The sequence below is a fragment of the Streptomyces sp. BBFR25 genome (genome assembly GCF_044590125.1).
Lineage (GTDB): Bacteria > Actinomycetota > Actinomycetes > Streptomycetales > Streptomycetaceae > Streptomyces > Streptomyces canus_D.
The window spans coordinates 4,203,599-4,215,212 of sequence record NZ_CP172447.1 but is presented as its reverse complement, the minus strand read 5'-3'; the positions used below and the strand labels follow the sequence as shown (position 1 = coordinate 4,215,212).

11 protein-coding genes are annotated in these 11,614 nt (G+C 72.0%); 5 read left to right on the top strand and 6 right to left on the bottom strand.

What is annotated here, in order from left to right; all coding sequences use genetic code 11:
* Positions 1–19: 19 nt before the first annotated feature.
* Both ACGH52_RS19180 and ACGH52_RS19175 read left to right on the top strand, forming a co-directional pair.
* Entirely contained in the window at positions 20–1,702 is a 1,683-nt protein-coding gene (locus ACGH52_RS19180) for a GAF domain-containing sensor histidine kinase (protein ID WP_399940947.1), read from the top strand.
* Between the two features lie 122 nt (positions 1,703–1,824).
* Positions 1,825–2,874 (top strand): M23 family metallopeptidase, encoded by a 1,050-nt coding sequence (locus ACGH52_RS19175; protein WP_121702546.1) that lies wholly within the window; start codon positions 1,825–1,827, stop codon positions 2,872–2,874.
* A 43-nt stretch (positions 2,875–2,917) separates the two neighbouring features.
* Here the strand turns inward: ACGH52_RS19175 and ACGH52_RS19170 are convergent, their stop codons facing one another.
* The 6 genes from ACGH52_RS19170 to ACGH52_RS19145 form a co-directional block, all read right to left on the bottom strand.
* A complete protein-coding gene (locus ACGH52_RS19170) occupies positions 2,918–3,802 on the bottom strand; it encodes an HAD family hydrolase (RefSeq protein ID WP_210975146.1) in 885 nt (294 codons plus the stop codon).
* Between the two features lie 86 nt (positions 3,803–3,888).
* On the bottom strand, positions 3,889–4,794 hold the full coding sequence (locus ACGH52_RS19165; protein ID WP_121702548.1) for an LLM class flavin-dependent oxidoreductase: 906 nt from the start codon (positions 4,792–4,794) through the stop codon (positions 3,889–3,891).
* 52 nt (positions 4,795–4,846) lie between these two features.
* Positions 4,847–5,305, bottom strand: a complete 459-nt coding sequence (locus tag ACGH52_RS19160) for a hypothetical protein (RefSeq protein ID WP_121702549.1) — start codon at positions 5,303–5,305, stop codon at positions 4,847–4,849.
* A gap of 6 nt (positions 5,306–5,311) precedes the next feature.
* Complete coding sequence (locus tag ACGH52_RS19155) at positions 5,312–5,860, bottom strand: RNA 2'-phosphotransferase (RefSeq protein WP_399940943.1); 549 nt, start codon at positions 5,858–5,860, stop codon at positions 5,312–5,314.
* A gap of 110 nt (positions 5,861–5,970) precedes the next feature.
* Positions 5,971–7,728: an SDR family oxidoreductase gene (locus ACGH52_RS19150; protein WP_399940940.1), complete on the bottom strand. Its 1,758-nt coding sequence runs from the start codon at positions 7,726–7,728 to the stop codon at positions 5,971–5,973.
* Positions 7,725–8,573, bottom strand: a complete 849-nt coding sequence (locus tag ACGH52_RS19145) for a M24 family metallopeptidase (protein WP_076975260.1) — start codon at positions 8,571–8,573, stop codon at positions 7,725–7,727. Before ACGH52_RS19145 ends, ACGH52_RS19150 begins: the two co-directional genes overlap by 4 nt.
* A 271-nt stretch (positions 8,574–8,844) precedes the next feature.
* On the opposite strand from ACGH52_RS19145, the gene ACGH52_RS19140 reads away from it, so the two are divergent.
* The 3 genes from ACGH52_RS19140 to ACGH52_RS19130 are packed head-to-tail and all read left to right on the top strand — an operon-like array spanning position 8,845 to position 11,613.
* Entirely contained in the window at positions 8,845–9,807 is a 963-nt protein-coding gene (locus ACGH52_RS19140; protein WP_076975261.1) for an ABC transporter ATP-binding protein, read from the top strand.
* Positions 9,797–10,705 carry a hypothetical protein gene (locus ACGH52_RS19135; RefSeq protein ID WP_076975262.1) on the top strand — a complete coding sequence of 303 codons (909 nt, stop codon included), beginning with the start codon at positions 9,797–9,799 and terminating at the stop codon, positions 10,703–10,705. Before ACGH52_RS19140 ends, ACGH52_RS19135 begins: the two co-directional genes overlap by 11 nt.
* A complete protein-coding gene (locus tag ACGH52_RS19130; RefSeq protein WP_076975263.1) occupies positions 10,702–11,613 on the top strand; it encodes an ABC transporter ATP-binding protein in 912 nt (303 codons plus the stop codon). The genes ACGH52_RS19135 and ACGH52_RS19130 overlap by 4 nt, the downstream gene beginning before the upstream one ends.
* Position 11,614: the final 1 nt, after the last annotated feature.

Here is an 11,614-nt window from a genome sequence, read left to right as displayed (position 1 = left end):
GTCTCATTAGGCTCGGGTCATGTCCCCAGCCCCGTCCCCCGGCTCCCCGCCGCCCCGTGCGGGGACCTCGGCCGAGCTGCTGTCCCGGGTGCCGAAGCTGCTGGACGCGATGCGCTCCGTCGGCAGCGGACTGGGACTGCACGCCACGCTGAACCGCATCTGCGAGACGGCCGCCGACCTGGCCCACGCCCGGTACGCGGCCATCGGTGTCGTCGACGAGGACGGCGAGGGCCTTGCCGACTTCGTGCACTTCGGCGTCGACGAGGCGACCGTCCACCGTGTCGGCCACCTCCCGGACGGCCACAAGGGCCTGCTCGGCGCGCTCGTCCGCGATCCCGAACCGGTCCGGCTGACCGACCTGACCGAGGACCCGCGCTCGTGCGGCTTTCCCGAGCACCACCCGCCGATGAGCAGCTTCCTGGGCGTCCCCATCCGTGTGCAGGGCGAGATCTTCGGCAACCTCTACCTGACCGACAAGCACGCGGGGGAGCCCTTCAACGACTACGACCTCGCGATGGTCCGGGTCCTGGCCACGGAGGCCGGTATCGCCATCGGCAACGCGCGACTGTACGAGGCGGCCCAGCAGCGGGAGCGGTGGATCGACGGATCGGTCGCCGTCACCACCGCCCTGCTGGCCGGGGGCGACACCGACGACGCCCTGCAGATCGTCGCCGAGCAGGCCCGCCGCCTCTCCGGGGCGGCCGCCGGGATCGTGCTGCTGCCGGCCGACGGGGGCGGCCTGGAGATCGTGGCCGTCGACGCGCCGCGTCCCACGAACGCGCTCGGCGCGGTCATCCCGCCGGGGAACGGCATCGTCGCGGAACTGCTCGCCGGACAGCCCGTGTTCGTGGACGACGCCGCCACCGACCCCCGCCTCGACGACGGGCCGGTGCGTTCCTACGGGCCGGTCATGCTGTTGCCGCTGTGCGGGGACGGGAAGGTCCTCGGATGCCTCGTCATGCCCCGCGCCCGGGGCGAACGCCCGTTCACCCGGACCGAGCGTGCCCTCGGCGACCGGTTCGCCTCGCAAGCGGCGCTGGCGCTCACCATGGCCGAGGCCCAGCGCGACCGGGAGCGGCTCGCCGTGTACGAGGACCGGGACCGGATCGCCCGGGACCTGCACGATCTCGTCATCCAGCGGCTCTTCGCGACGGGGATGATGCTGGAGAGCGCCCAGCGCAGGTCGGCCGTGCCCGAGGTGCGCGACGGGGTCGGCGGAGCCGTCGACGAACTCGACGTCACGATCCAGGAGATCCGGTCGGCGATCTTCGCGCTCCAGCAGCCGGCCGAGGCGCCCACGGGGCTGCGCACCCGCGTACTGCGCGAGATCACCCTGGCCGCCGTCCCGCTGGGCTTCACGCCCTCGCACCGCTTCGTCGGCCCGGTCGACACCGCCGTCGGCGACCTGACCGGCAAGAACCTCATCGCCGCGCTGCGCGAGACCCTCTCCAACGCCTTCCGGCACGCCCACGCCGGCCGGATCGAGGTGGTCGTGGACGCGACGGCGACCCTGCCGGACGGTCGGCCGGGTGTGCGTCTGAGCGTCGCGGACGACGGTGTCGGTGTTCCCGAGGGCGGTCGGCGCAGCGGTCTGCGCAACCTGGAGCGCCGCGCCGAGTCGGTGGGCGGCGCCAGTCGGCTCGGGCCGGGCATCGGGGCGGACGGCGGTGGCACGACGGTGCTGTGGGAAGCGCCGTACTGAACGCCGCCCTCGCCGTGTTGCCCCGTGTGCAGCAGCCGCACTGAGCCGTGTGCAGCAACGGTTCCCCCACTCGTACGACCTGAACGGGACCGCGGGGCGCGTGCTGGTCCACGATCGCTGACATGCGCTCATCCCGCCGACGCTCGTCGCTCGTTCCGGTGTTGCTGTGCGCGCTCGCCGTGCTGGCGGCCCGCCCCACCGACGGCACGGACGGGGACGGCGGACCCGGCGCCGGTCTCGGGCCGCAGGTGGCTCGACTGTACGAGGACGCGGCGAAGGCGACCCGCCGGTACGAGGACGGGCGGCGAGCGGCCGAGGCGCAGCGGTCGAAGGCCCTGGAGTACGAGCGGCGGCTCGACGGGCAACGTCGGACGATCGACGCCATGCAGGAGGGCCTGGGCCGCATCGCCCGTGCCCAGTACCGCGACGGCGGCGGACTCCCGCTCACCGCGCGGATGCTCCTCGCCGACGACCCCGACGAGTTGATGCGCGGTCAGCGGACCGTCTCCCGCGCGCATCTCGCCGTGGACAGGGCGATCGGCAAGCACCTGCGGGCGGAGGCCCGGCTCGCCGCCGAGGAAGCCAAGGCGCAGGCGGCCTGGCAGGCGCTGGAGAAGCGCAACGCCGATCTGGCGAAGCTGAAGAAGAAGATCGCGAGCAAGCTGGAGGTGGCGCGGTCGCGGCTGGAGGGACAGGCGGACTCCTCCGTCACGGCCGGGTCGTGCCCCGGCGCGGTCCGCCTCGACCAGCCGGACGTGCCGGCCGGCCCGGACTGGACGGCCCCGGTCGAGGCGTACGAACTGTCGGCGTCCTTCGGCAGCGGCGGATCGAGGTGGGCGAACCGGCACACCGGCCAGGACTTCGCGGTGCCGGTCGGGACAGCGGTGCGCTCGGTCGGCTCGGGCCGGGTCCTGAAGGTGTCCTGCGGCGGGGCCTTCGGCATCCAGATCGTCATCGAGCACGCGGGCGGCTACTACACGCAGTACGCCCACCTCGCCGCCGTCGCCGTCGACCAGGGCGACCGGGTCGAGCCCGGCCAGTGGATCGGTCAGTCCGGCAGCACGGGCAACTCCACCGGACCCCACCTGCACTTCGAGGTAAGGGTCACCCCGGAGATGGGCTCGGCGCTGGACCCGGTGCCGTGGCTGTCGCAGCGCGGGGTGCCGCTGTGACGGCGTCGGACGTGCCGCGCGGCCAGGCGCCCGGCGGCGGACGTCAGGGCAGGTCCAGCATCCGCTCGATCACGACGGCCACCCCGTCGTCGTTGTTGGCGACCGTCCGCCCCGAGGCGGCGGCGATCACGTCCGGGTGCGCGTTGCCCATGGCGTACGACTGTCCCGCCCACGTGAGCATCTCGACGTCGTTCGGCATGTCTCCGAAGGCGACGACCTCCTCGTGCGAGATGCCGCGCTCGGCGCAGCACAGGGCGAGCGTGCTGGCCTTGGAGACGTCGGGGCCGCTGATCTCCAGCAGGGCGCTGGGGCTGGACCGGGTGACGTTGGCGCGGTCGCCGATGGCGAGACGGGCCAGGGTGAGGAAGCCGTCGGGGTCCAGCTCCGGATGGAAGGCCAGGATCTTGAGGACGGGCTCGGTGGCGGCGCGACCGCCCGGCGCCAGGATCTCCTCGGCGGGCAGGAGGTCGTCGGGGACCTCCATGTGCAGTTTCGGGTAGGCAGGTTCCTGATGGAAGCCGTACGTCTGCTCGACCGCGTAGACCGTGCCGGGCGCCGCCTCCCGCAGCAGCCGTACGGCGTCCAGCGCGTTCTGCGGGGGCAGTTCGCGGACCTTCACGAACCGGTGCCTGCCGGGGCCGCCGTGCAGGTCGACCACGGCGGCGCCGTTGCCGCAGATGGCGAGGCCGTGCCCGTGGACATGGGCGCTGACGACGTCCATCCAGCGGGCGGGGCGGCCCGTGACGAAGAAAACCTCGATGCCCGCCTGCTCCGCGGCGGCCAGCGCGGCGACCGTGCGCGGGGAGACCGACTTGTCGTCGCGCAGCAGGGTGCCGTCGAGGTCGGTGGCGATGAGCCGCGGGCGGGTGGCGGCGGCCGGGGGCTCGGACTGTCGGGTCGCTGAGGTCACCCGGTCATTGTCACGCATATGCGTGCACGCCCGTGCGGGGGTCCGCACATCTGTGAGCTACGGCTCTCCTGCGCGGCTCCCCGGGGCCGCTCGATTCCACGCCCTCACTCCTTCAGCTGGGCCAGTGCCTCCATGGCGATCCGCTCGAAGACCTTCTCGTCCGCGGCGAAGTCCGAGTCGGGGATCGGCCAGTGGACGACCACCTCGGTGAAGCCCAGGTCGCGGTGGCGTCCGGCGAAGTCCACGAACGCGTCCACGGACTCCAGCGGGCGACTGCGCTCCGGTGTGAAGCCGGTGAGCAGGACCCGGTCCAGCTCACCCACATCGCGGCCGATCGCGGCACAGGCGTCGGCCAGCCGGTCGCCCTGCTGCCGCAGCGCCCGGTCCGACTGCTCGGGGGTGCCGTTCTCGAACAGTTTCGGGTCGCCGGTGGTCACCCATGCCTGACCGTGCCGGGCGGCGAGCGCCATACCCCGTGGGCCGGTCGCGGCCACCGCGAAGGGCAGCCGGGGCCGCTGTACACAGCCCGGGATGTTGCGCGCCTCGTGCGCCGAGTAGAAGTCGCCCTCGTAGGACACGGCGTCCTCGGTCAGCAGCCGGTCGAGCAACGGGAGGAACTCGCCGAGCCGGTCCGCCCGCTCGCGCGGCGTCCACGGCTCTTGGCCCAGCGCCGTGGCGTCGAAGCCGGTGCCGCCCGCTCCTATGCCGAGGGTGATCCGCCCGCCGGAGATGTCGTCGAGGGAGATCAGCTCCTTGGCGAGCGTCACCGGGTGCCGGAAGTTCGGCGAGGTGACCAGGGTGCCCAGACGCAGCCGCTCGGTCACGGCCGCGGCGGCCGTGAGGGTCGGCACGGCACCGAACCACGGTCCGTCCCGGAAGGTGCGCCAGGAGAGGTGGTCGTAGGTGTACGCGGTGTGGAAGCCGAGCTGCTCGGCGCGCGTCCAGGTCGAACGGCCGCCTTCGTGCCAGCGGCGGTACGGAAGGATCACGGTGCTCAGGCGCAGACTCATGTCTCCGAGCCTATGCGGCGGTCGTCGGTTTCACGTGAAACAGCGTGCGGCGTCACCGTACGCGACTGCTCAGCCACGGTGTGAGGAGCAGCATCGACACGTGCTCCTTGTGGGCGCGGTCGCCCGGCAGCGGCACGATCAGGCGGTATCCGGGCGGGAAGCGACGCCCGTGGACGTAGGCGAGACCACCGAAGACGGAGCGCAGGAACGCGGGCACGTCGTCGCGGTCGACATCGGGGAACTCCACGTTCTCGACGGTGATCAGGGCATCGCCCTCATGGAAGAGGCGGACGCTCACCCGGGGAACGCCGCCGAACTCGACGAACGCCTCGTGCGGGAGGGAACCGTCGGCGTCGGTGGTCACCCCCACGCCCGCGGCCGTGCCTCGGGAGGTCTGGTCGGCGCCGATGTCGTCGGTGACCTCGATCTCCACCTCGTACTCCCCGGCGATGGCGCGGAGGGCGGTGACGGCGGACTGGGTGGTGGGCAGGTGCTCCATGCCCTCGATCATGCGGGGTCAGTGCGGAGCGGGAAAGCGCAGATAGCGGGACGGCACGTGCTGCGTCAGCCAGACCCCGTTCGCGCTGACGTGGAAGACGTGGCCGTCGCGGTGCATGGCGGCGGCATCGACCGGGAGCACGACCGGCCGGCCACGGCGTGCCCCGACCCGGGTCGCGGTCTCGCGGTCCGGCGAGAGGTGCACGGCGTGCCGGTTCATCGGCCGCAGGCCCTCGGCGCGAATGGCCTCCAGACGCCGGGCCACGGTCCCGTGGTAGAGGTACGGCGGCGGGGCCGCCGAGGGCAGCTGGAGATCCACGTCGACACTGTGGCCCTGGCTGGCCCGGATGCGGGTGCCCTCCACCGCGAAGCGCCGCTTGTCGTTGGTGGCGACCACGTGGTCGAGCTCTTCGCGGGTGAAGCGGAAGCCGTGCGCGGCCGCCGCGGCGATCAGCGTGTCGATCTCGGCCCAGCCGCCCTCGTCGAGCGTGAGCCCGATCCTCTCCGGCTGGTGGCGCAGGTGCTTCGACAGATACTTGGACACCTTCACCGAGCGTTCCTGTTGCATGGCCCCAGCCTGCCTAGTGAGACGCGCGTCACGCGATCGATTTTGTCGCCGAGGTTTGATCCACAGTCAAGTCCGGTTATCCACAGGCTGATTGGGGATCTCTGTGGAAACTACAGAGGCGGCTTCACCCGGGCGAGGCGCCGCAGCACTCGTGGCGCGAACCGGGACATGAGGTGAGCACCGCGTGCCTCGGGCGTGACCGGGACCACCGCCCGGTTGTGCACGACCGCCTCCAGGACGGCGTCCGCCACCTTCTCCGGCGGGTAGTTGCGCGCCCCGTACAACCGTGCGGTGCGCCGCTGCCGGCGCCTCTCCTCCTCGGCGTCCACCCCCGCGAAGTGCGCGGTGGCGGTGATGTTGGTGTTGACCAGACCGGGGCAGATCGCCGTGACACCGATCCCCTGACCGGCCAGCTCGGCGCGCAGGCACTCGCTCAGCATCAGCACGGCCGCCTTGGAGGTGCCGTAGGCGGGCAGCGCCCTGGAGGGCTGGAAGGCCGCCGCGGAGGCGGTGTTGACGATGTGACCGCCCTGCCCGCGCTCGGCCATCTGCCGGCCGAACAGACGGCAGCCGTGGATCACGCCCCAGAGGTTGACGTCGAGGACCTTCTTCCAGTCCTGCGGCGTGGTGTCGAAGAAGGAGCCCGACAGGCCGATCCCGGCGTTGTTCACGAGTACGTCCACCACGCCGTACTCGGCGGCGACCCTGGCCGCCAGCTTCTCCATGGCCTGCTCGTCGGAGACGTCGACGGTCTCCGCCCAGGCGGCCGGCGCGCCGATCAGCCGGGACAGCTCCGCGGTCCGGGCGGCGGCCTCGGCGTCCCGGTCGACGGCCACCACGCGCGCGCCGGCCTCGGCGAAGGCGAACGCCGTCGCCCGCCCGATGCCGTTGCCCGCACCGGTGATCAGGACCAGCTGCCCGCCGAAGCGGTCGGCGTGCTTGCCCTTCGCGCCGGTTCCGGAGCGGCCGTCCTCGGTGGCGGTGACGAACTCCGTGATCCAGTCCGCCAGCCGGTCCGGCCGGGTGCGCGGCACCCAGTGCTTGGCGGGCAGGGTGCGACGGGTGAGCTGCGGCGCCCACAGCTCCAGCCCGTCGTAGAGCCGCTCCGACAGGAACGCGTCGCCAAGGGGCGTGATCAGCTGCACGGGCACGTGCGCGTAGGCGTCCTCGCGCGGCTTGCGCAGCCGGGGCCGCACGTTGTCCCGGTACAGCCACGCCCCGTGGGCCGCGTCCGACGGGAGGGAGGCCGTCGGGTAGTCGCCGCCGGGCACCTTCTCGACGCGCTCCAGGATGCCCGGCCAGCGCTTGCCGAGGGGCCCGCGCCAGGCCAGCTCCGGGAGGACGGGGGTGTGCAGCAGATAGACGTACCAGGACTTGGCGCCCTGGCCGAGGAGCTGTCCGACCCGGCGCGGGGTGGGCCGCCTGAGGCGCTTGTTGATCCAGTGCCCGAAGTGGTCCAGGGAAGGCCCGGACATCGAGGTGAAGGAGGCGATGCGGCCCTCGGTGCGCTGGACCGTGACGAACTCCCAGGACTGCACCGAGCCCCAGTCGTGGCCCACCAGGTGCACGGGGCGGCCCGGGCTGACCGCGTCGGCCACGGCCAGGAAGTCGTCCGTCAGCTTCTCCAGCGTGAACCCGCCCCGCAGCGGGCTCGGCGCGGTGGACCGGCCGTGGCCGCGGACGTCGTAGAGGACGACGTGGAAGGCGCCGGCCAGGCGGGCGGCGACCTCGGACCAGACCTCCTTGCTGTCCGGGTAGCCGTGCACCAGGACGACCGTGGGCTGCCGCGGATCGCCCAGCTCGGCCACGCACAGCTCGACCCCGCCCGAGCGCACCCAGCACTCCCGCGCACCGTCCAGCACCGTCATGTCTCCTCCGCCCAGCGCCGCACGTGCGGCAGATCGTCGTCCAGCCAGAAGGCGCTCTCCTCGGGATCCGCGGAGTCGGTCACGACCAGGATCTCCTCGAACTTCGCGCCCGTACCCCGGAAACCGAGGTGGGGTTCGACCGCCCACAGCCCCGGGCGGGGCGGGTGGTCGGAGAAGCGGTACGGCGACCACAGCGGCGACCAGCCCTCGCGGTGGCCGTGCAGCGCGTCGCTCGCCAGGCCCTTGAGCGACTGGGTGCCGAAGCCGAACAGGCGCGGGGACAGCCGCCGTTCCCGCACCCGGTCCACCTTGTGGGCGATGACACCGAAGGGATAGGCGCGGTGCCGGTTGGCACAGCCCTGGCGGACCATGAGCCGGTCCACGTCCTCGTAGATCTCCCGCAGCGGTCTGCGTTCGCGCACCTCGCGCAGGATCAGCTCGCGGTGCGCGGCCAGGTCGGCCGCCAGCCGGTGCTGGACCGGGTTGGGGCCGAGGGCTCCGGAGTAGCCGATGTCGGCGGTGAAACCGCGATGCACCGGGGCCATGTCCAGGATGAACGGCATCCCCGGCTCCAGCCGGCGGCCCGTGGGGAAGAACTGCAACGGGATGCGGAAGCCCGTGAACGCCGTGCGGTCGCCGAACCAGGCGAAGGGCAGGTGGAACCAGTCCCGCACGCCCCGCGCCCGCAGCCACTCGCGCTGCATGCGGGCCGCGTCCCGCTCGGTCACGCCCGGCTCCAGCCGGGCGGCCACGGCCTCGGCGCACGCGTAGGCGAGACGCTGCACCTCCCGGAAGCCCCGCAGTTCCGTGCGGAGCCCGGCCACCGCCGTCGTCGTGCCGCCCATGCCGTGCCACCCCCGTTCCGCCGTCCCGGCGCGGTCCGGTCCGTACCGACCGTGCTACTCGCCCGTAACGTGACGCCGCCGAATCTCCCAGTTGTTAGACCCAACGTCAATAGGGTGGTTCGCCGGGCGGCCCGCGCGGCCCCGAAAGGCCACGCCGTGGCTCTCAGGTACGGCATCCCCTACGGGCCCGTACTACTCGAGTCTGACGTCAAGACGGCTCTGCGGTCTGACGACCGCAGAGGCGGGCGTCACTAGTGTCATTGACGTGACTGTGATCGCGACCGAAAGCCTGAGCAAGCGGTTCCCCCGGGTGACCGCGCTCGACCGGCTCTCCGTGGACGTCGGACCCGGTGTGACCGGACTCGTCGGTGCCAACGGCGCCGGCAAATCCACCCTGATCAAGATCCTGCTGGGTCTGTCTCCCGCCACCGAGGGCCGGGCCGAAGTGCTCGGACTCGATGTCGCCACCAAGGGCGCCGACATCCGCGAGCGGGTCGGCTACATGCCGGAGCACGACTGCCTGCCACCCGACGTCTCGGCCACCGAGTTCGTCGTCCACATGGCACGCATGTCGGGCCTGCCGCCCACCGCCGCCCGCGAGCGCACGGCCGACACCCTGCGCCACGTCGGCCTGTACGAGGAGCGCTACCGCCCCATCGGCGGCTACTCGACGGGCATGAAGCAGCGCGTCAAGCTCGCGCAGGCCCTCGTCCACGACCCCCAGCTGGTCTTCCTCGACGAGCCGACCAACGGCCTGGACCCGGTCGGCCGCGACGAGATGCTCGGCCTCATCCGGCGCATCCACACCGACTTCGGCATCTCCGTCCTGGTCACCTCGCACCTGCTGGGCGAGCTGGAGCGGACCTGCGACCACGTCGTCGTCGTGGACGGCGGCAAGCTGCTGCGCTCCAGCTCCACCACGGACTTCACCCAGACCACCACGACCCTCGCGATCGAGGTCACCGACACCGACGAACACCCCGACGGCACCCGCGCGGTGCGCGAGGCGCTCGACGCGCGCGGGGTCACCGTCCAGGACGGCAGCGGCCTGCCCGGCGCCGGCCACGTCCTGCTGCTCACCGCGGCGGGCGAGGAGACCTACGACCTGGTCCGCGACGTCATAGCCGACCTCGGCCTCGGCCTGGTCCGCATGGAGCAGCGCCGGCACCACATCTCGGAGGTCTTCACCGACAGCGACGCAGCACGGAAGGAGGCGGTCGGCCATGGCAGCTGAACAGCCCACAGCCACGGTCCCGGGCGACCAGACCCGCATCCACAACATCGGCTACCGCAGCTACGACGGCCCCCGCCTCGGCCGCGCCTACGCCCGCCGCTCGCTGTACTCGCAGTCCCTGCGCGGTGCCTACGGCCTCGGCCGCTCGGCCAAGTCCAAGGTGCTGCCGATGCTGCTGTTCGTGGTGATGTGCCTCCCGGCGGCCATCATGGTCGCGGTCGCCGTCGCCACCAAGGCCAACGACCTGCCCGTGGACTACACGCGCTACGCGATCGTCCTCCAGGCCGTCATCAGCCTCTACGTCGCCTCGCAGGCCCCCCAGTCCGTCTCGCGGGACCTGCGCTTCAAGACCGTGCCGCTGTACTTCTCCCGGCCGATCGAGACCGCCGACTACGTCCGCGCCAAGTACGCGTCGCTGGCCTCCGCCCTCTTCATCCTCACCGCCGCACCGCTGCTGGTGCTCTACGTGGGCGCGCTGCTCGCCAAACTCGACTTCGCGGACCAGACCAAGGGGTTCGCCCAGGGACTGGTCTCCGTGGCACTGCTCTCCCTGCTCTTCGCCGGTCTCGGCCTGGTCGTCGCCTCGGTCACCCCGCGCCGCGGCTTCGGCATCGCCGCCGTCATCGCCGTCCTGACCATCACCTACGGCGCGGTCTCCACGCTCCAGGCCATCGCGGACGTCCAGAGCAGCTCCGGGGCCGTCACGTGGATCGGCCTGTTCTCGCCGATCACCCTGATCGACGGAGTCTCCTCGGCCTTCCTGGGCGCCACCTCGGCCTTCCCCGGCGGGGTCGGCCCGAGCAACGGTGTGGGCGCCGTCTACGTCCTCGTCACCCTCGGCCTGATCGCCGGGTGCTACGGCCTGCTGATGCGCCGCTACAAGAAGGTGGGACTGTGACCACGCTGAACATCGACCACGTCTCCCGCTGGTTCGGCAACGTGGTCGCCGTCAACGACATCACCATGACGATCGGCCCCGGCGTCACCGGCCTGCTCGGCCCGAACGGCGCGGGAAAGTCCACCCTCATCAACATGATGGGCGGCTTCCTCGCCCCCTCCACCGGCAGCGTCACCCTCGACGGCCAGCCGGTCTGGCGCAACGAGGGCATCTACAAGCACATCGGCATCGTCCCCGAGCGGGAGGCGATGTACGACTTCCTCACCGGCCGCGAGTTCGTCCTCGCCAACGCCGAACTGCACGGCCTGGGCGCCAAGGCGGCCGACGAGGCCCTGGCCACCGTGCAGATGGCCTACGCCCAGGACCGCAAGATCGCCACGTACTCCAAGGGCATGCGCCAGCGGGTGAAGATGGCCTCCGCCCTCGTCCACCAGCCGTCGCTGCTCCTGCTCGACGAGCCGTTCAACGGCATGGACCCCCGCCAGCGCATGCAGCTGATGGACCTGCTGCGGCGCATGGGCGACGAGGGCCGCACCGTGCTGTTCTCCTCGCACATCCTCGAAGAGGTCGAACAGCTCGCCTGGCACATCGAGGTCATCGTCGCCGGACGCCACGCGGCCAGCGGCGACTTCCGCAAGATCCGCCGCCTGATGACCGACCGGCCCCACCGCTACCTGGTGCGTTCCAGCGACGACCGGGCCCTCGCGGCGGCGCTGATCGCCGATCCGTCGACGTCCGGCATCGAGGTCGACCTCGCCGAGGGCGCCCTGCGCATCCAGGCCGTCGACTTCGGCCGGTTCACGGCCCTGCTGCCCAAGGTCGCCCGCGACCACGGCATCCGGCTGCTCACGGTCTCGCCGTCCGACGAGTCCCTCGAGTCCGTCTTCTCGTATCTCGTCGCGGCGTAGG